The organism is uncultured Dokdonia sp. (assembly GCF_947496725.1).
Classification (GTDB): domain Bacteria; phylum Bacteroidota; class Bacteroidia; order Flavobacteriales; family Flavobacteriaceae; genus Dokdonia.
Genome location: NZ_CANMDS010000003.1, coordinates 138,657 through 158,552, shown reverse-complemented (window position 1 = coordinate 158,552; position 19,896 = coordinate 138,657). Strand labels below are relative to the sequence as shown.

The window sequence follows — 19,896 nt, the reverse complement described above, 5'->3', positions numbered from 1 at the left end:
TAAAATGAATCCCTCTGCAACTGGCTGGGTAAAAAAGCACTTCTCATCATTTCTTGATTTTATAGACAAGAATACGATGGATGAAGAAGACTTCTATGAGGCATTGCGAGCGGTGGGATTTATTTATGGGCACTCTCTAGATACCATAACAGAAAAACAACCTAAAGGTCTTACCTGGACTACTCAAGAAAAGACAAAGGTGAACCTTTTTGACGCACTTGCATTCACCTATTACGATACTATTACAAATGCAAGAAAAGAAGATTGCCTTGAGGCCATCATCGCTTTTTACAAATTACTTGATAAGAAGGAACAGTACATCATAAATATCCCTATAGGTAAAGGGTCACTTGAGTATAAGGTAGAAAAAATCATACACCAGCGTGTACAGACTAACGAGTCTGTTTTACAAAAAAACTTTAGTCACATTATAACTAATGCACTGGTTTATATAGACATCTTAAGTTTTGACCACTACCTTATTACACAAGAAGATCCTTATGAGTATGCAAAAAAGCTAGAAGCCGTACTTACTGAGACCATCTGGTTAGCCCTGCAACAAAAAGAAAGTAAAGATGAGTACAACAAGCTACTCATAAAGCTTTTTGAAAGTTCGCTGCGTTATAACTCATTAATTAAGCACACACATACACGGGTTACAGAGATAGACTTAAGTATAGTCACAGAACCGCTAGAGCAACAATACCTACTTGACTTATGTAGTTTATCCCTCTGGGATGATCAAAAAATAGATGAGCACGAGCGTCTTTTTATTATGGAATTTTGCACTGTAATGGGCCTAGATGAAAAAGGCTATCTAGAGGGTGTACTTGCTGTAAAAACCTTCCTTACCGAGCATAGTGATGAAGTAGCCTATCTCAACTACAGTAATCCTGTAAAGCATTTTTATAACCAGACCACTAGCACGGTAAGTAATCTCATCTCTCGCAATAGTAAAAGACTAGTAAGAGAGATACGTGAGAGCCGCGATCTGGTCATATTACTGGGGCAATCTACCACGCGGGATTTATCTAAAGACGAACGTAAACTGGTGAAAAATCAGCTGTTAGATATTTGTAAAAGTATACCGTCACTCGCAGTATTTTTACTACCTGGAGGTGGTTTGTTACTACCTATACTCGTGCGACTTATCCCAAAAATGCTTCCAAGTGCTTTTAATGAAAATCTTGAAGATTAAGCAATCCAGGTTTTAAAATCTTTTACGCGCTCACGGCTCACAATTATTTCTTGCTCATCCCAGTTGTTAAGCTTTATCTTAAGTCTAGAATTTGTGTATGCTATAATATCTGCAATGGCATTAATATTTACATAATACTTTCTGCTTACGCGAAAGAATGTCTCAGGCTCCAGATCATTTTCCAGAAGCTCCAGCGTAGTATCTAGCAAGTAATTGCGCCCCTCTATAGTACCGGCATAGGTCCCTTTGTTTTCGCTATAAAAACACTCAATCTCGTCTATAGGAATCATTTTTATATGCTGCCCTACCTTAGTAGTAAAACGCTTTTTATACTCCCGCTCTACCGGCGTAGCGCCTAGAAGCTTACGTATATCTTCAAAGTTAAGAGCTACATTTTGCGGCTTAGGTGTGCGCTCCTTAAACTTGTTTACCGCCTTCTCAAGATCTTCGTCATCTATGGGTTTAAGTAAATAATCTACACTGTTAAGTTTAAAAGCCTGTAAAGCATACTCATCAAAAGCTGTAGTAAAAATTATAGCACTCTTAACCTCTATCTCATCAAAAATTTCAAAAGACAAGCCATCAGATAATTGGATATCTAAAAAAATCAAATCAGGATGCGCATTAGACTTAAACCAAGCCACTGCTTCTGCTACAGAGTGTAGCATTTCGTTTACAGTTACTCCTAGTTCAGCTAGCATTCTATTAAGTCTTCTAGCAGATGGTTTTTCGTCTTCTATGATGAGTACATTCATTTATTTGTGCTTTGATTTACGTAAAAATACTAATTCTTATTCTTGCTCGACAAGGGTACCTTCTTTCCAGATATGTGATAATGTATTGAGCTTCATTACATCATTTACTGGTGATTGCTCCAGCAATAGCAAATCTGCTTTATAACCTTTCTTTATGTACCCTACTCCTTCTAGAGAGAACTTCTCTGCAGGTAGTGACGTAGCACTTGCTAGTACAGCCTCTATGGGTAATCCCGCTTTCGCGAAAAAAGCCAACTCTTTATACAAATCACTTCCTATATTAATATTTGCATTAGGTGGATCTGTACCTGCTAGTATAGGTATACCAGCGTCATACAAACGTTTTACCTCTTTTAAAAGATTTGCTTCTATAAGAGCTGTCTCCTCTGTAGTTTTATTAAAGTATAAAGGCTGTATCAATACTGTGGTTAAAATTGTAGGAATTACAAAAAAGTCCTTCTCTCCTACCAGCTTTTGCAAATGCTGGTCTGTCATAGGTTTATCGTGATAGATATGTACGAGTCCATCTGCATTACTAATTAAGGAATTATAAGCATCTTCTTCATTTGAAACGTGTACAACTGCAATTTTACTTGCTTTGTGTGCTTCATTTATAATCTGTGCTACCGTTTCTTTATCTAGAGTTTTCTTCCACGGCTCTACTATGATTTTAATATAATCTACACCTGCAGCTACTCTGTCATTCACCCACGGTTCAGCATCTGCTGGTTTGCTTAAAGTGGGTATAGGAAATCCATATTGTGTACCGTGACCACCCTCTGTCGTGGCAGCATATCCCGCTCTGTATAATCTGGCACCATCTAGAGAGGTTCTGGCTTCTACCATTGCTTTTTGCATAGGTTCCATACCGTGCATATCTAGTAGGTTGAGCACTCCCGCTTGAGCTGCTTCTTTAAGCTGTGGTAATGCCCAAGTGTGCACGTGTGCATTTGTAAGAGCTGGCATTAAGAATTTACCTCGACCGTCTATGATGGTTTCGGCTTTTTGGGGTCTTTTAGATACTTTAGTTATCGTTCCGTTACTTACTGCTACAGAGCGGTTTTCTAAAATTTCTTCACCATTAAATAGTGTTACATTGTTTATAACAAAATCTCCTTGAGCGCTAGTTATAGAAGTTATAACTAGCAGGAGCGTGAGTAGTAGTGTTTTCATAGCTTCTATTTTTCGCGAAAGCGTGAAGAAAACTCTTCCTCCTCTTCTTGCATAAACTCTTTAATCTTGCGCTCTTCCCACTTACGTATACCTTTTAAGAATCTAAAGCCTTTAAAAACATAAATCCAATGTATAAATAGAGACAATCCCCAGAAAAATGGTGTTGTAAATCGCACCCACCACGGCGCATACTCACCGATATGTAAGTCAAAAAAGATACCTGAATAAAACAGCTGTAGTAAGGTGTTTATTACTAGATAGACGGTAAGGTGATTATAAAAACCTTTCTCATCTGCTACGCGTTTTTTTGCGCGTTCATATTTTTCTTTGCTATACTCCATTACTTTCTTATTATAGGGTTTGAAGAATTTTCTCTTTCATCTCTCTCTAGGTGTTCTTGTATTTTGCGCTGTTCCCATCCTTTTCCTAAAAAGATACCTAGACCAAACAGTTTGAGACCATCTATCACAATACCTAGAAGTGAGAAGCCTACTACCCACAGCACCCAAGGATTTCTAAACTCATTTACATAATAATTTATCCCCGCGATAACGGCACAAACGATGACAGCATTTATGATTTTACCATAAAACTTACGCACCTTTTGTACGTGAGCCGCAGCTCTTTGATATTTTTCTTGTGGCGTTTCCATATGTTATTATTTTAAATCATCATTACGTAAGTACTCATCTATCTTACGCTGCTCCCAGTCTTTTGAGAAAAAAGGATTCCATCTAAAGGTATTTGCTGCGTGGCCTAATATACCAAGCCCCCAACCTAATATAGGGAAGATTGCCCAAAAATAAGCGCTCGTAAAATAGTTAAGCGCTAGAAAGAATACGACAAAAATTAAATAAATGCCTAAATGGTTATAAAACTCTTTAAGTTCTCCTACTCTCGCTTGTGCTCTTTGATATTTGTTTTCTTGATCTGAAGTTCTCATAATTACTTTGTTATTGATTGATGGTGTAAATATCATATCAAATTGCTTCTTTTTAAAGTTGCAGTTACCGAATTGTAGAAAATATGCCCTCAATTGTAAAACGGACATATATAGCCTTGAAAAAGACCGCTACAAGCCGTATCTTTAAAATAAAAAAAAGAAATGTTTGGATTATTTAAAAAGAAAAGCCCAGTTGAAAAACTACAAGAAAAACACAAAAAGATACTAGAACAAGCCTTCCAACTATCTAAGAGTGACCGAAGTGCAAGCGATAAGCTATATGCAGAAGCTGCCGAAATAGAAAAAGAGATATCACGACATTCATAACTTTTTAACATAATGTTTTGATTTTCTATTAAGTATTGTAAGATTTTTTCTATTTTACAACAGCAAACCTTAAACACTCTTATATGAAATCCCTATTCTATTCCTCAGAAAAACTGAGGCGCTTAAAAGCGTACCGTAAAAAAGCAATCTCAAATGCAAAAAAATGGAACGGTACAGACGAGATGGCAAGTCACAGCTATCAAATAATGGTAAAGGTCATAGATCAAAAAGTATCTGCCCTTACTGTTAATAAGTAAACAAGAAAGAGGCCATACTCACTAGTATAATTTTACATACCCCTTTATATTTGTGAGTATGGAACCCTTCATAGTATCAGCTCGAAAATATCGCCCTACCACCTTTAAAGATGTTGTGGGACAACAGGCTATTACTAACACGCTTGAAAATGCGATTCAAAACAACCACCTAGCACAGGCACTACTTTTTTGTGGTCCTAGAGGAGTGGGAAAGACGAGTTGTGCACGTATACTAGCAAAACAGATTAACACAGACGAAAATACTAGCCCAGATGAAGACTTTGCCTTCAATGTTTTTGAGCTAGATGCCGCTTCAAATAACTCTGTAGATGATATACGAAGCCTCATAGATCAAGTACGTATACCTCCTCAAGTAGGTAAGTACAAAGTTTATATTATAGATGAGGTCCATATGCTCTCTGCAGCTGCTTTTAACGCTTTTCTTAAAACACTAGAAGAACCACCTAAGCACGCCATATTCATACTTGCCACCACAGAGAAGCATAAAATCATACCTACTATACTCTCACGTTGTCAAATATTTGACTTTAAACGTATCACAGTAGCAGACGCGCGCAAGCACTTAGTACAAATCGCTGACGAAGAAGGGATAGAAGCAGATGAAGAAGCACTGCACATTATCGCACAAAAAGCAGATGGAGCAATGCGTGACGCATTATCAATTTTTGACAGAGTAGTAAGTTTTAGTGGAAAGACGCTTTCGCGAAAAGCGGTAACCGAAAATCTAAACGTATTAGACTACGACACCTACTTTACAACTACAGATCTTTTACTTGCAAATGATATCCCGCAGGTACTCGTACAGTTTAATGATATCCTAGCAAGAGGTTTTGACGGGCATCACTTTATCGCGGGTCTTGCATCCCACTTTAGAGACCTAATGGTTTGTAAAAACCCACCTACAATACATTTACTAGAAGTAGGTGACAGTACTAAGAAAAAATATTACGAGCAATCACAAAAAACAACAATGGCTTTCTTAATGGAAGCGATAGATATTGCAAACAGTTGTGATCTCAAGTATAGAACTAGTCGCAACCAGAGATTACTGGTAGAACTAAGCCTTATGCAACTTGCCTCTATCACTTTTGATGGAGAAAAAAAAAATGACGGTCCATTCATAGTTCCGCCATCTTATTATAAGGTAGGTGCTACACAAACAACACAAATTCAAGTTAACACTCCGGCCGTACAGCAGGTAGCACAACCTCAAACTCCACAAGGGCAAGCCGTACATAGCCCTACGCAAGCTCAACAAACATCACCTGTACAACAGGTACAAGAACCAGCTATTACAGAAAAGCAGCCCGTAAATAACAACATAGCTACTCCAGTAAGCGATAATGAGTCGCAAGTGACTACGCAAGTTTCACCAACCACCGTTGAAACTAATGCAACTGTACCAGCAACAGAGCAAACAAGTCCAGCTACTCCTGCTCAACCAGAGCAACCTGTATCTGCTCAAGTCTCACCTACTACACAGGCAACTCCAAGCCTATCTATACGTAAAGACAGAGTATCAGGGCTTTCTCTAAAAGGATTGCAACGCAAAAAAGAACTTGAACAACAAAAGGCAGATAAAAAAGTAGATGTGCAAAACTTGCCATCAGAACCTTTTACAGAAATCGCAATGCAAGCCGCTTGGGCTTCTTACGTACAAAAATTACTACAAAAAGGAGAACGCATCATCGCTTCAAACCTTGAGGCAGACCAACCTACTCTTAACGGTACGACTATAGAACTAGAGTACCCTAACGAAACAATGAAAATTGAGGTAGAACGAGCACAAGGCCCACTACTTGAATATTTAAAAAGAAGCTTAAAAAACTATGATATCACCCTTGATATCACTGTAAATGAAGAAGTACAGCGCAAATATGCCTACACTCCTCAAGAAAAATACGATAAATTAAGAGAGCAAAATCCTGCTCTGGATATTTTGAGAAAGACCTTTGACCTAGACTTATAAAACCCTTTGCTATGGAAAATAAAGAAGCAATACAGATGCTACATCTTAAACTACCTACAGATCCTAGGTGGGTAAATATAGTAGAAAAAAACATAGAAGAAATCCTTACAGATCACGCTTACTGTGAGCAAAAGGCAGCCTCTAGCGCAATCTCATTTATTATAGGTTTTCCAGAATACTCAGAGCTTGTAGCAGCAATGAGTGATCTAGCTATCGAGGAGATGAGCCATTTTAAAATGGTGCACGACCTTATGGTGGAACGAGGTTTACACTTAGGTAGAGAACGTAAAGATGAATATGTACATAAACTACGTTTTTACTTCCCAAAAGGTGGCTCAAGAGTAGAAAGCTTGATAAATAGGTTACTCGTAGCAGCACTTATAGAAGGAAGAAGTTGTGAGCGCTTTAGATTACTTTCTGAACAACTAGAAGATAAAAAACTCGCAAAGTTTTACCGTAAGCTTATGATAAGTGAGGCAGGACACTACACAATGTTCTTAAATTTTGCCCGTCAATATGGAGAACGCAAAAAGGTAGACGCTAAGTGGCAAGAATTACTTGATTTTGAAAAGCAAGTAATGAAAGATCTAAGCGTTAAAGAAACAATGCACGGATAAGGTATAATCGTCATCATTATGCGCTACACATTACTTTTATTATCTCTCTTTACACTCCTTCTCTACTCTTGTAAAAATGAAGAGAAACACACTGTTGTTACTAGTCAATTTGATTACCTCATAGGTGATTGGGAACGTACTAATAGTAAAGGTGGTAGTGCAACGTCAGAACACTGGAGGGTGACAACTAGCGAGGACTTGAGAGGTCACGGTTATACCATAGAAGATGAGGATACAGTTTTTAATGAACGTATGCGCATTTACAAAAAGCAAGAACAGTGGATACTTTCTATAAGTGGTCCTAATGAAAACCCTACACTTTTTAAAATTACTCAACATACAAACAGTGCATTTACAGCTGTAAATCCTGATAATGAGTTTCCAAAGGTAATTACGTACTCGTACTTTGATGATGTGCTCACAGCGACCATCTCTGCAGAGGATACAGAGATTCCATTTATCTTCTGGAGAATGGAAGATTAATCTTCGGTAATAAGCTCATCTAGTGTAGTACGCACAGCATCACTATTCCAGTTTGATGCTCCTTTTTCTTTTATAATGATATGACCTGTTTTATCTATAATATATGTTGTAGGTATAGAACGCTCAAAGAGTTGTTCTGGAGTTTCCATAGCTGGTAAGACTGCCGGTAGTTTGTGATCTTTTTTTGCCATAAACCGGGCTACTACTTCTGGGTTTTCATTTGTGATAAGTAAAAATTCTACTTTGTCGCCATAATCTTCATATAAAGCTTCTATAGATGGTAGCTCTGCTATACAAGGCGGGCACCAGGTAGCCCAGTAACTTATAAAGGTTACTTTTCCTGTTCCTATAGATACTTCTTTGGGCGCTCCATCTAGTGATGTAAGGCTATATGTAAATGGTTTAAGTTGTTGCTGGTCCGCTTTCGCGAAAGCGGAAGGAGAAAAAATTGCCATCTTAACTTTATTTAAGGCCACCTGTATAGGCGTTCTAGTTTGTGGTATAAGTAACAACAATATCACTACTATAAATAGAACATTTTGCCAGGTAAACTTCTTTTGCTTTTTCATAAAAAATAATGCGTGTATACAAGAGTCGTATACACGCATTAAACTTACATATTTTATTATTAAAATGGTGTAACCGCTAGTTACGAGTAACCGTTACAGGCTCAGAAAGATCATAACATCCTTCTAGATCATTTGCATTTGCTCCCACCATTAAACCTTCAAGTCCATCTTCATAACGTAGGTACCAGATAAGACAAACGCCTGTACCTGCATCGTCAAAGTTTACTCCCTCTACAGCTGTAAGCGTAGGTGGCAATCCTAAAATCTCACCAGTATCTGATGTAATTACCCAAGTATTAAGCGACCCCATACTGTCACCTGTAAGGCCTAAACCAGAAACCATATCTGGCGTGCCATCTACAGTAAAGGTAAAAGGACCTCCCGTAATTTCGGCAGCTAGGGTTTGGTTACGCACAACTTCTACAGGTTCTGAAAGATCAAAAGGTCCAGTGAGATCGTTTGTATTTCCTCCTACTTCTAGACCCTCTACACCTTCTTCATATCTCATATACCATATAAGACATACTCCTGGTCCGGCAGCATCAAAATCTACTACAGTTTGTACTGCTTCAAGTGTAGGTGGTAATCCTAAAATCTCCCCTGTGTCTGATGTTATTACCCACGTGCTCTCAGATCCTACAGAATCACCAGTAAGTGATAAACCGCTCACCATATCTGGTGTTCCATCTACGCAAAACTCAAAAGGTCCTCCTACAATCTCTGCTGCCATAGGTCCTGCATTACGATTTACGATAATAAAGTTAGATAAATCAAAATCTCCAGAAAAGTCATCTAGATTTTCACCCATTGCAAGTCCAGCTAGACCGTCTTGATATGCAAGATGGTACACATAACAAGCACCTACTCCAGCATCATCAAAGTTTACTCCTTCTAAGGCATCAATTGTAGGTGGGATTCCTAAAATATTACGATCTGCATCTGTTACCACAAAGGTAGTAACGTCACCGGCAAGTTCACCACTCACTGAGACTCCTGTCACCATATCTGGCATACCGTCTACAAAGAATGTAAATGGACCTCCTTCTAGCATACCTGCCTCTGGAGTGATTGTGTTTGTGTTGTCATCATCAGACTCACAAGATGCAAATAAAGCTCCTAGAGCTAAGCATCCTAATAGCAATTGTTTTTTCATTTGATAGTAATTTGTTTTTTATACTGTAAAACTATTACCATCTGTTATCTTTAAATGTAAGCTAGCTTACATTTGGAAAAATTATGCGACTTTAAGTCTAATTTCATTGCGCGAGAAGTCTAAAAAATTTACTGCCTTGAGATCATTCATTATAGCATTTAAAGTAGGACGTGAGGTTCCTATAAGACTGGCAATATCTTTTTGTGTATATGGGTGTTTTATTACTGTGTCTCCAGTATTTGGGCAGCAGTAGCCAAAATCGTCGGCAAGTTCATCAAGAAATTCCTTTACACGAGTCGTGGCATCCTTAAAAAGTAATAAATCTAAGCGACGTTCTAATTTTTTAAAACGCATTCCTAAAAACTTATATACTTTGAGACTAAAGGTTCTGTTAGATCGCATTAACTCCTGCATCTGCCCTACTGGCACTGGGCACACCATAGTTTGAGCATCTAGCGATTGTGCAAACTCACTGCGAGACTCCTCACCAAGTATTGCTTTTTCGCCAAATAATTCTCCCTTTGTAAGTATTGCACGTACCACTTCTTTACCATCTTCGGCATAGTAACCTAGTTTTACCTTACCCTTTTCTATAAGATAGACCTTTGTAGCCGCATCTTCTTCAAAGTAGATATAATCTTGCTTTCCGTATTGGCAAAAATGATTACGCTCTCTATATCTTTTTGTTTTGTGTGGGCATAAGGCTCCAAAAACATTTACATCTTCTAAAAACCAAATTTTTGACATCGCAATATGAAGTTAGTGATCATAAGCTCTGTCGAACATTTTAACATTTTCTTACAACTATAGTAAATATTGAAAGGTGAATCACGCTTTCGCGAAAGCGTACTCAAAACTACTAATCATCACAAGAGTATCTTATAAATACTAACTACTCGCAGCATCATCTACTCCCCATTTATCTAAACTGAGTAATATATCTCTAAGCGTTTCTCCTCTCTTAGTGAGACCGTATTCCACCCTAGGAGGCACAACAGGATATACTTTTCTAAAAACCAGTCCATCCCTCTCGAGCTCTCTTACCGTTTGAGTAAACATTTTATTTGATATCCCATTAATGTGCTTTTGGAGTTTACCAGATCTAAGTGGCTGGTCAAGTAAATGAAAAAGAACTAGCGGTTTCCACTTTGTGCCTATAAGTTGCATTGTATAATGGAGTGGGCAAATGTTATTATTTTCCAAAAGTTTTATTTTTACTTAATTAACAATCATTATTTTACACCTTTTAGTAACTATCATACTTTATGGTGCGTTATTGCCTTAAGATACAATATACTCTAATTTTGACTTTAAAATAACAATCTATGAAAACAGAAAATAATTATCCAAAGTCATTTTCCCACATTGGGCTCACCGTTCCAGATATAGAAGCTGCAGTACAATTTTACTCAGAGGTTATGGGATGGTATGTAATTATGGAACCATCTACCGTAAAAAAAGAAACAGATACTGCGATAGGGCAAATGTGTATTGATGTTTTTGGGACAGATTGGGAAGAATTTGAAATTGCACACCTAGCCACATCAGACGGTATCGGTGTGGAGCTATTTTCATTTCCGCACGGAGTCAAAAAAGCTCCTGCTTTTAATCCGTTTCATACTGGGTTATTTCACTTTTGTATACAAGATCCACAAATTGAAGAGCTAGTAGATAAAATAGTCGCTCACGGAGGAAAACAAAGAATGCCTATACGTGAGTATTACCCAAAAGAGAAACCATTTAAGATGTGTTATGTAGAAGATCCTTTTGGGATTGTTTTTGAGGTATACACACATAGTTATGAGTTAACCTACTCATCTGGAGCTTACACAGGCAAACCAGCTTAAACAAAAAAAACTCCGCTATTACTAGCGGAGTTTTTTTATATACTTAAAAGAGATGTGCTTATGCAGCGTTCTCTTTTTTGATTAAGTTAAGAGCACTTCCCTCACGGTACCAAGCGATTTGAGCATCGTTGTACGTGTGGTTTACTTTAATAGTGTCTTTGCTTCCATCTGCGTGAACGATCTCTACTGTAAGTGGAGTATCTGGAGTAAAATCTGCAATATCTACAAAGTTAAAAGTATCATCTTCTTGAATAAGGTCATAATCTGCCTCGTTCTGGAAGGTAAGACCTAACATACCTTGCTTCTTTAAGTTTGTCTCGTGTATACGTGCAAAAGATTTTACAATCACTGCAGCTACGCCTAGGTGGCGAGGCTCCATTGCCGCGTGCTCACGAGAAGAACCTTCACCATAGTTGTGATCTCCTACAACTACAGTTTTAATTCCTGCCTTTTTATACTCACGTTGTGTGTCTGGCACTCCACCATACTCACCTGTAAGTTGATTTTTAACAAAGTTTGTCTTTTTTCCAAAGGCGTTTACAGCACCTATAAGACAGTTGTTAGAAATGTTATCTAAGTGTCCTCTATAACGTAACCAAGGTCCTGCCATAGAGATGTGATCTGTTGTACACTTACCAAATGCTTTGATAAGTAACTTCATACCCTGCATCTCACTATCTTGGATAGGTGTAAATGGCGTTAAGAGCTCTAGCCTTTCAGAATCAGGAGATACACTTACAACGACACCACTTCCATCTTCTACCGGAGCTAGGTAACCATTATCTTGTACTTCAAATCCTTTAGGAGGTAATTCCCATCCTGTAGGCTCATCAAATTTAACCTCTTGACCATCTTCATTAAGAAGCGTATCTGTCATTGGGTTAAAATCTAATCTACCAGCAATTGCTATAGCAGCAGTAATCTCTGGTGATGCTACAAAGGCGTGTGTATTTGGATTACCATCTGCACGCTTTGCAAAGTTTCTATTAAACGAGTGTACGATACTGTTTTTTGGCGCATTTTTAGGATCGCTATAACGAGCCCACTGCCCGATACAAGGTCCACAAGCATTTGTAAATATCTTAGCATCTAGATTTTCAAAAATATCTAAGATACCATCACGCTCTGTTGTATAACGCACAAGCTCAGACCCTGGGTTGATACCAAGCTCTGCTTTCATTTTTATTCCTTTATCTATTGCTTGTTGAGCAATAGATGAAGCTCTAGATAAATCTTCATAAGAAGAGTTAGTACAAGAACCTATAAGTCCCCACTCTACTTCTAGTGGCCACTCATTTTTTGTTGCTTTTTCTGTCATATCAGACCCTACAGCTGTAGAAAGGTCTGGAGTAAAAGGACCGTTAAGTAATGGGTTAAGCTCAGTAAGGTTAATCTCAATTACTTGGTCAAAATATTGTTCTGGATTTGCATAAACATCTGCATCTGCAGTAAGATATTCTTTTACATTGTTTGCAGCATCTGCAACATCTGCACGATCTGTAGCACGTAAGTAACGCTCCATAGAAGCATCATATCCAAATGTAGAAGTGGTTGCTCCTATCTCTGCTCCCATATTACAAATAGTACCTTTACCAGTACAAGATAAAGACTCTGCTCCAGGGCCAAAGTACTCTACAATAGCACCTGTACCTCCTTTTGCAGTAAGAATCTCTGCTACTTTAAGGATAACGTCTTTTGGCGCTGTCCATCCAGAAATAGTACCTGTAAGTTTTACACCTATAAGCTTAGGGAATTTAAGCTCCCAAGCCATACCAGCCATAACATCTACAGCATCTGCTCCACCTACTCCTATCGCTACCATACCTAGACCACCAGCGTTTACTGTGTGAGAATCTGTACCTATCATCATTCCTCCTGGAAATGCGTAGTTCTCAAGAACTACCTGGTGTATAATACCAGCTCCTGGTTTCCAAAAACCAATACCGTATTTATTTGAAACCGACTCTAAGAAGTTAAAAACCTCGCTAGAGACATTGTTTGCATTTTTAAGGTCTGTTGCTGCACCTTCTTTTGCTTGTATAAGGTGATCACAGTGTACCGTTGTAGGTACTGCTACTTTATCCTTACCAGCCTGCATAAACTGCAATAGCGCCATTTGCGCCGTAGCATCTTGACAAGCGATACGATCTGGAGCAAAGTCTACGTAGTCTTTACCACGTGCAAATGCCGTAGAAGGCTTCCCATCCCAAAGGTGAGAATATAAAATCTTTTCAGAAAGTGTAAGGGGCTTACCTACAAGATCACGAGCCGCGTCTACACGCTCTGCCATACTTGCATAAACCTTCTTGATCATATCAATATCAAATGCCATATATTTATGTATTAGGTTGTTAAATAATTCCGTTCTAAAAACGGTCTACGAAAGTACAAAATACCCTACTTAATAGCAATAGTACAATGGGCGCTTCATCTAGAGAAAGTGAGATTTATGAAGGTGCATAAAAATTAAACTTCAGATTACACAATTCTAAAAAAGAACCCCTTCAAATTATCATATTAATAATTTGAAGGGGTTAAATTTATATGTTGATAATTACGCTTTCGCGAAAACGTTGTATTAAAATGTACTTAATGCATAATTTCCATCAAAAGAGCCAGCTACTAGATCACCATCTGTGCGCTGAAATTCAAAAATGATGTGGATTTCTTTCTTATTTCTATCTACAGAAACAATTCTAAAAAAACCAGAAGAAACATTATCCTGATCAAGAATAAAGTCGCCGTCTGTCACTTCTCCTTGATTAAGATTACCATTTGCTACAGTAACAAAATTTGTGAGATCACCTCCTACATAATATGATCTTTCTAGCAAGTTATTCTCAGTAGTTTTAAATACAGCCACATCTACATCACTTGCAGATCCATCATCAGAGAGATTACTATTAGAAAGTATCACGTCTCCCTGTGGTGTTACATATACCATATCTGTAATGTAAGCAACGCTATTGTACTGAAATCCGTTCTCATTACCCAATGTATTATTAGGTACCGTTTCTTCTACTGAGCAAGAGGTAAAAGCTAGTAAACAACTTAAAGCTGTGTAGTATATATATTTCTTCATTATACTTATGATTTGGGGCGTATAATTCAAATGTATAATAAACACCTCAAATCATCGTTGAAAAACACAAATATTCGATGAAATACACAAATTTGTGTTTTTACTTAGGTGTTGAAATACCTTAAATATGGCAGATATTGAGAAAAAAATTAGACAATACAAGCCCCATAATAAACATTGTACTGTTTATCAATCACTTGCTGTATATGAAGAATTAGGTAATAGCGCTTTCGCGAAAGCGTACTAAAAAAGATCTTTAATAATAGACTCTATAGTGAGTCCCTCTGCCTCTGCTTTATAGTTTTTAATCATTCTGTGCCTAAGGATACCGGTAGCTACGGCTTGCACATCTTCTATATCTGGAGAGAATTTACCATTTACAGCTGCGTGTGTCTTTGCTCCCAGTATTAAGTTTTGAGATGCACGTGGTCCCGCTCCCCAGTCTATGTAATCATTTACAATCTGAGCTGCCTTTTCTGTCTTAGGTCTTGTCTTGCTTACTAGATTTACTGCATACTCTATCACATTATCTGCAACAGGGATACGTCTCACTAGTTGCTGAAACTCTATAATCTGAGCTGCATTTAATAATGCACTTACTGTAGGCTTACTATCTGATGTGGTCGCTTTTACAACATCTACCTCTTCTTGAAAAGATGGGTAATCAAGATTAATAGAAAACATAAAGCGATCTAGCTGTGCCTCTGGCAGTGGGTAGGTACCCTCCTGCTCGATAGGGTTTTGAGTAGCTAGTACAAAATAAGGTAATGACAAAGGGTATCTCTGCCCAGCAACTGTAACCACACGCTCTTGCATTGCTTCTAGAAGGGCTGCTTGTGTCTTAGGTGGTGTACGGTTAATCTCATCTGCTAGAATAATATTAGAAAAGATAGGGCCTTTAATAAACTTAAACTGTCTAGACTCATCTAGTATCTCTGATCCTAATATATCACTAGGCATTAAATCTGGAGTAAACTGTATACGTTTAAAATCAAGACCTAAGGTAGTAGCAATAGTGTTTACCATTAATGTCTTTGCAAGCCCAGGAACACCTATTAATAAAGCGTGTCCACCAGAAAAAATAGAGAGAAGAATCTCATCTATCACTTTTTCTTGACCTACTATTATTTTTGATATTTCTGTTTTGAGTAATCCGTGCTTTTGCACGAGATTCTTTATGGCTGCAACGTCAGACATCTATTTCTTTATTTTTTTAACCAGTTACTTACAAAATCACAATCACGGTTTTCTCCATTGATTTTGATATAAGTTTCTGCAATTTTTTCTTCTTGCCACTTCTCTATGGCTTTAATTTGCTTTTGGCGTAAGGCAAGTTCTTTAATCTTTATGTAATCATTTACATAGTCTGCCTTGTGCTCTTCAAGTCTATTGTTTACTGAGTACAAAAGATACTGCTTTTGCCCTGTTCTAGTTTGATCTGTAAAAACAAGTGATACTTCACCCTCCTCAAGGTCATCTATTTTTGAGTAAATGTCTGGATCTACTTTAGTAAGCTCAAAACGTCTGCTACCTGTTTGTGGTATTGTAAGCGTACCTCCATCATACTTAGTTTCTTCTTCATCTGAAAACTCCTTTGCAGCCTCTTCAAAAGTTAACTCACCGTCTATAATGCGCTTTCTTACGAGTTTCACAAGATCTTTTGCTTCTTCTTCTTGAGCTTCTTTAATTTCTGGTACAAGCAGTATGTGACGTATGTCCTTACGTTCTCCTCTTGTTTTTTCTACATAAACAATGTGAAACCCAAACTCTGTCTCAAAAGGCTCACTTATCTCTCCGTCTTGAAGGCTAAAGGCAACGTCTCTAAACTCTTTTACAAGTGGTGTATTTCGGTCTATTACCATAAGTCCTCCTTCTGGTCTTGAACCTGGATCTTGGGTATATAGTACAGCCTTTGTAGCAAAGCTACTCCCGTTCTCAAGTATGTCACTACGGAAACCTTTAAGACGATCTATCACCTTCTCACGCTCTTCTTCTGAAGCTTTAGGCTCAATTACGATTCTTGATATTTCTAACTCTACTCCTACTGTAGGTACTTGATCTTCTGGAATACTCTCAAAGAATGTCTTAACCTCGTCTGGTGTAACATCTACCGTCTCAATGATTTTATCATTCATTAATTCTGATAAGATAATGTCTTTTCTAATTCCAAAAAGTTCGGCTCTTAGATCTGCCATATTATCTTTCTTGTAGAATTCTACAACCTTTTGTTCTGAACCTAACTGGCTCGAAAAACGTTGTATAATTTGATCTACTTCTCCGTTTACTCTAGCATCTTGCACTATAAGACTATCTTGTACCGCTTGGTGTGCAAGTAATTTACTCTCAAGTAAATTACCCATTACTTGACAAGGTGTAACCTCTGAAGCTGCTTGCCCTTGGTTTTTTATATCTGAAAGAAATTTATTTATATCACTCTCAAGTATAAGGTACTCACCTACTACACCTGCTACTCCGTCTACCTTAAATTTATCATAAGATATTTTTACGGTATCCTTTTTTACTACTGCCACTTCTTCAACCTGCGTAGTTACAGGCTCTGATGTTACATCTGTAGTTTGTGCAAAACCTATTTGTATAGCAAAAAGTAGGACTAATATGTTAGTTGTAAATTTCAAATTTCTTGTTTTTAATAGCATCATCCTTAATCTCCTTTTCAAGCCTTTTTATAAGGGCTAACTTCCTTTTGTTATTAATAATCTGATTGATAGTAGGGCGCACATATTCTAATGGTGCGATATCATTGCGACCTAACGTATTTTTTACAGCGATCAAATATAATCCTAATGAATCTCGTAGCTGTATGAAATTGGTTTTTTTTAACAACTGTTTTGAATTTTCGTTGTTAATAATATTTATTTGGTTTATGACAACCCGCTCTTTTACCCATATAGAGTCGTTAAGAAAATGATTTTTATATTGAAACTTAAGAGAGTCTAATATTTTTGCATCTTCATAATCTGAACTTCTAAATCTCTTTTTCAAATCGTTTAAGCCATTATAGTCCTCTTCTACTTGTATAAACTTAAACTGCAACAAGGGCTCATTGAGCAAGAAATTCTGTTTATTGTCTTCATAAAAGGTCGTAGCTTCTACATCTGAAACAACACTGTCAAGCTGCTTATTAATAAGCGCATCTTTATAGTAACGTATGTATAAATCCTTTCTGTAATTTGCCACTAGCGCTTCAAATTCTTCTTGGTCATCTTTGGGTAAATTGCGCATTGCTCCATCAAGCAACAACTGGTCTGTCGCCCAATTATTTATGTAGTTTTGCACAAAAGATGCACTATCTGTAATTGTATTTGATGATAGAATATCTTTTAATGTTTCTTCTGTAAGTGTATGGTCATTTACTCTAGCAATGACAGTCTCTTCTTCAGTTTTCTGAAAATAGCTACAACTAGATATGAGCAGAGCAACACAGCTATATAGTAAGACCGTTATATATCTACTCATCATATCTTTTTTCAAGGTTGTTTAAGATTGTTGTATTAACATTGATCTCACTATTTTCTCTCAATTCTTTCACAAAATTAGTCTCTAAGTACTTTTGATAATCACTCATTACTGCCCCTCGCGACTCTGCTAGTGTATTTAACTTTGCTTCATCTATGCTCAAAACCTCGTACAAGATATAATTGTCTCCTTCTGTTATTACTTTTTTTATACCAAGATTATTATCTCCCGAAAATGGGAGGTTTTCTTCAACAATCTCTCTGTTAGAAACAATTAAGGGTGATTTATATTTCACTTTAAGTGCCTCTATAATTATCTCACTTTTTTCTCCCTTAAGTAGACGCTTTCTATACGTGGTTGCTATTTCCTTCTGTTTTGTAGTAAATACTCGTGTGTTATATACTTTAGGAGTTTTATAGTTTTGTGCATTTGCATTATAAAAAGCTCTTAACCCAACAGAGTCCTTTTGCGCTTTCTTCCAAATCTGGCTTTCTAAAAGATCAAATAGCAACAATCCTTCTTTATATTCATTAATAAGAGACCTAAATCCAGGATTTTCTTCTTCTAAATGTGCTAGATGATATGTTTTAAGCGCGTCATTTATAAAATTTGCCACCTCATTTTCTACAAAATATGAACGTGATGTATAGTTTTTTCGCTTAAGCTTGTTATCAATCACCTTTGCTATATCACTGTATAAAAAAGTCTCGTCACCTATGGTAAAGGCTGTTCTTGTTAATGCGCTCTTATCTGTAAATAATTGTTCCTCTCTGTTATACACTTCTGGCAAGACACTTGTAAAGTATTCTACAATTGCTACCTCTTCTGTTACATTATATTTCTTACGTAGTTTTTCATATAAAGCCTCAGATAAAACACGTGCTCTGGCATCTCTTGTAACCTTTTGTGTTAAGGAAGCTTCTATCTCTTCAAATGCCTGTAGTGGATTTTTCTTTACTAACTTAAGGATATGCCAGCCAAACTTTGTTTTAAAAGGCTCTGAAATTTCTCCTATGCTTTTGAGATTAAAAGCTGTCTTTTCAAAAACATCACTACTAAGTTGTCCTTTTTCAAACGCATTGATCACACCGCCTTTCTTTGCTGTATTCTTATCATCACTGTAATTGAGAGCTAGCGTTTCAAAATCTGCTCCAGAATCTAGAAGTTCTTTTACTTTAATGATCTTAGCCGCTGGTGAGACTGTACTATCCTTTTGATTTAAAGAAACCATAATGTGTGCTACCTGTACAGTTCCTTGTGATATTCTTGTCGCTGTAGGTTGTACAATGTGATAACCAAAATTTGTTCTAAAAGGCATTGAGACTTCCTGTATCGGTGTACTGTACGCAGCATTTTCAAATGGATAAACCATTTTAAAAGCCTTAAACCAACCTAGGTCTCCACCATTTTGCTTTGCAGATGGATCCTCACTGTAAATACGGGCAATCTTATTAAAATCCTCCCCTTTAATGATACGGTCACGAGCAGCTATAAGTTTATTATAGGCTACGAGAGTGTCTTTAGGCAATGCATCTGGACGAAGTCGTATAAGTATATGTCGAGCACGAAGCTCATTTTTACTCCTAAAGTATGCCTCTTTTACAAGATCATCTGTTACTTGCACATCATTAAGGTAATTCTTTGCTAGTTGTGACCTATATGATGCAATCTCTTTTTGATAAGCCTGTTTCTTATCAAGCCCTTGCTTATATGCCTCTTGCACTTTGAGCTTATAATCTATAAAGAGATCAAGATACTGTTTTGGAGAGTTATGTTCCACCTCCTTAATGAGTGATAAATTTTTCTCGTAAACACGTATAAATTCTTCTGTACTTACTTCTTCATCATTTACTTTAAGTAGCACTTTTTCTTGCCCCATTAAAGCAAAAGAGAATAAAAAACATACTATAAAAAGATAACGCATATGAGGGTTTAGATAATTGCAAAAATAGGCATAATCAACTACTGTGCAATACCAACGGTTTTAAGTAATCTTTAGTACATATATACCCTTGAGTAAGAAGC

General features: G+C 37.2%; 22 protein-coding genes. 7 read left to right on the top strand and 15 right to left on the bottom strand.

Annotation, left to right across the window (positions count from 1 at the left end; genetic code table 11):
- Positions 1-4 precede the first annotated feature (4 nt).
- Positions 5-1,198: an LETM1-related biofilm-associated protein gene (locus Q0948_RS07580; protein WP_298350975.1), complete on the top strand. Its 1,194-nt coding sequence runs from the start codon at positions 5-7 to the stop codon at positions 1,196-1,198.
- On the opposite strand, the gene Q0948_RS07575 is transcribed toward Q0948_RS07580, so the two are convergent.
- From Q0948_RS07575 to Q0948_RS07555, 5 genes are read right to left on the bottom strand one after another with little or no spacing between them, the layout of a single operon-like run.
- Positions 1,195-1,953, bottom strand: coding sequence for a LytTR family DNA-binding domain-containing protein (locus tag Q0948_RS07575; RefSeq protein WP_298350978.1), 759 nt, complete (start codon positions 1,951-1,953; stop codon positions 1,195-1,197). The genes Q0948_RS07580 and Q0948_RS07575 overlap by 4 nt on opposite strands.
- Positions 1,954-1,989: 36 nt before the next feature.
- Positions 1,990-3,126, bottom strand: a complete 1,137-nt coding sequence (locus tag Q0948_RS07570) for an amidohydrolase family protein (RefSeq protein WP_298350981.1) — start codon at positions 3,124-3,126, stop codon at positions 1,990-1,992.
- Positions 3,127-3,131: 5 nt separating this feature from the next.
- Positions 3,132-3,467 carry a 2TM domain-containing protein gene (locus Q0948_RS07565; RefSeq protein ID WP_021779270.1) on the bottom strand — a complete coding sequence of 112 codons (336 nt, stop codon included), beginning with the start codon at positions 3,465-3,467 and terminating at the stop codon, positions 3,132-3,134.
- Positions 3,467-3,778 carry a 2TM domain-containing protein gene (locus tag Q0948_RS07560; RefSeq protein WP_021779271.1) on the bottom strand — a complete coding sequence of 104 codons (312 nt, stop codon included), beginning with the start codon at positions 3,776-3,778 and terminating at the stop codon, positions 3,467-3,469. The genes Q0948_RS07565 and Q0948_RS07560 overlap by 1 nt, the downstream gene beginning before the upstream one ends.
- A 6-nt stretch (positions 3,779-3,784) precedes the next feature.
- Positions 3,785-4,069, bottom strand: a complete 285-nt coding sequence (locus Q0948_RS07555; RefSeq protein WP_298350989.1) for a 2TM domain-containing protein — start codon at positions 4,067-4,069, stop codon at positions 3,785-3,787.
- Positions 4,070-4,231: 162 nt separating this feature from the next.
- Here Q0948_RS07555 and Q0948_RS07550 point away from each other — a divergent pair, with 162 nt between their 5' ends.
- The 5 genes from Q0948_RS07550 to Q0948_RS07530 all read left to right on the top strand — a co-directional run bounded on the left by Q0948_RS07550 (position 4,232) and on the right by Q0948_RS07530 (position 7,743).
- Positions 4,232-4,396: a Lacal_2735 family protein gene (locus Q0948_RS07550; RefSeq protein WP_021779273.1), complete on the top strand. Its 165-nt coding sequence runs from the start codon at positions 4,232-4,234 to the stop codon at positions 4,394-4,396.
- An 83-nt stretch (positions 4,397-4,479) separates the two neighbouring features.
- Entirely contained in the window at positions 4,480-4,653 is a 174-nt protein-coding gene (locus Q0948_RS07545) for a hypothetical protein (RefSeq protein WP_298350994.1), read from the top strand.
- Between the two features lie 58 nt (positions 4,654-4,711).
- Positions 4,712-6,643: a DNA polymerase III subunit gamma/tau gene (locus tag Q0948_RS07540; protein WP_298350997.1), complete on the top strand. Its 1,932-nt coding sequence runs from the start codon at positions 4,712-4,714 to the stop codon at positions 6,641-6,643.
- A 35-nt stretch (positions 6,644-6,678) separates the two neighbouring features.
- Positions 6,679-7,260, top strand: a complete 582-nt coding sequence (locus Q0948_RS07535; RefSeq protein ID WP_298351382.1) for a tRNA-(ms[2]io[6]A)-hydroxylase — start codon at positions 6,679-6,681, stop codon at positions 7,258-7,260.
- Between the two features lie 18 nt (positions 7,261-7,278).
- Positions 7,279-7,743 carry a DUF6265 family protein gene (locus tag Q0948_RS07530; RefSeq protein ID WP_298350999.1) on the top strand — a complete coding sequence of 155 codons (465 nt, stop codon included), beginning with the start codon at positions 7,279-7,281 and terminating at the stop codon, positions 7,741-7,743.
- Here the strand turns inward: Q0948_RS07530 and Q0948_RS07525 are convergent.
- The 4 genes from Q0948_RS07525 to Q0948_RS07510 form a co-directional block, all read right to left on the bottom strand.
- Complete coding sequence (locus Q0948_RS07525) at positions 7,740-8,312, bottom strand: TlpA disulfide reductase family protein (RefSeq protein WP_299231288.1); 573 nt, start codon at positions 8,310-8,312, stop codon at positions 7,740-7,742. The genes Q0948_RS07530 and Q0948_RS07525 overlap by 4 nt on opposite strands.
- A gap of 76 nt (positions 8,313-8,388) precedes the next feature.
- Positions 8,389-9,465: a hypothetical protein gene (locus Q0948_RS07520; protein WP_298351003.1), complete on the bottom strand. Its 1,077-nt coding sequence runs from the start codon at positions 9,463-9,465 to the stop codon at positions 8,389-8,391.
- 81 nt (positions 9,466-9,546) lie between these two features.
- Positions 9,547-10,212: a Crp/Fnr family transcriptional regulator gene (locus Q0948_RS07515; RefSeq protein WP_298351006.1), complete on the bottom strand. Its 666-nt coding sequence runs from the start codon at positions 10,210-10,212 to the stop codon at positions 9,547-9,549.
- A gap of 141 nt (positions 10,213-10,353) precedes the next feature.
- The gene (locus Q0948_RS07510) at positions 10,354-10,632 is read right to left on the bottom strand and encodes a helix-turn-helix domain-containing protein (RefSeq protein WP_298351385.1); all 279 of its coding nucleotides are present in this window, start codon (positions 10,630-10,632) and stop codon (positions 10,354-10,356) included.
- A gap of 158 nt (positions 10,633-10,790) precedes the next feature.
- On the opposite strand from Q0948_RS07510, the gene Q0948_RS07505 reads away from it, so the two are divergent.
- Positions 10,791-11,312: a VOC family protein gene (locus Q0948_RS07505; RefSeq protein WP_298351009.1), complete on the top strand. Its 522-nt coding sequence runs from the start codon at positions 10,791-10,793 to the stop codon at positions 11,310-11,312.
- A gap of 58 nt (positions 11,313-11,370) precedes the next feature.
- Here the strand turns inward: Q0948_RS07505 and Q0948_RS07500 are convergent, their stop codons facing one another.
- From Q0948_RS07500 to Q0948_RS07475, 6 genes are all read right to left on the bottom strand, one after another.
- A complete protein-coding gene (locus tag Q0948_RS07500) occupies positions 11,371-13,644 on the bottom strand; it encodes an aconitate hydratase (RefSeq protein ID WP_298351011.1) in 2,274 nt (757 codons plus the stop codon).
- A gap of 246 nt (positions 13,645-13,890) precedes the next feature.
- A complete protein-coding gene (locus tag Q0948_RS07495) occupies positions 13,891-14,394 on the bottom strand; it encodes a hypothetical protein (protein WP_298351014.1) in 504 nt (167 codons plus the stop codon).
- Positions 14,395-14,637: 243 nt separating this feature from the next.
- Complete coding sequence (locus Q0948_RS07490; RefSeq protein WP_035324651.1) at positions 14,638-15,591, bottom strand: MoxR family ATPase; 954 nt, start codon at positions 15,589-15,591, stop codon at positions 14,638-14,640.
- An 8-nt stretch (positions 15,592-15,599) separates the two neighbouring features.
- Positions 15,600-17,030, bottom strand: coding sequence for a peptidylprolyl isomerase (locus tag Q0948_RS07485; protein ID WP_363317818.1), 1,431 nt, complete (start codon positions 17,028-17,030; stop codon positions 15,600-15,602).
- Positions 17,014-17,871: a peptidyl-prolyl cis-trans isomerase gene (locus tag Q0948_RS07480; protein ID WP_298351020.1), complete on the bottom strand. Its 858-nt coding sequence runs from the start codon at positions 17,869-17,871 to the stop codon at positions 17,014-17,016. The genes Q0948_RS07485 and Q0948_RS07480 overlap by 17 nt, the downstream gene beginning before the upstream one ends.
- Positions 17,864-19,795 carry a peptidylprolyl isomerase gene (locus Q0948_RS07475; protein WP_298351023.1) on the bottom strand — a complete coding sequence of 644 codons (1,932 nt, stop codon included), beginning with the start codon at positions 19,793-19,795 and terminating at the stop codon, positions 17,864-17,866. Before Q0948_RS07475 ends, Q0948_RS07480 begins: the two co-directional genes overlap by 8 nt.
- Positions 19,796-19,896: the final 101 nt, after the last annotated feature.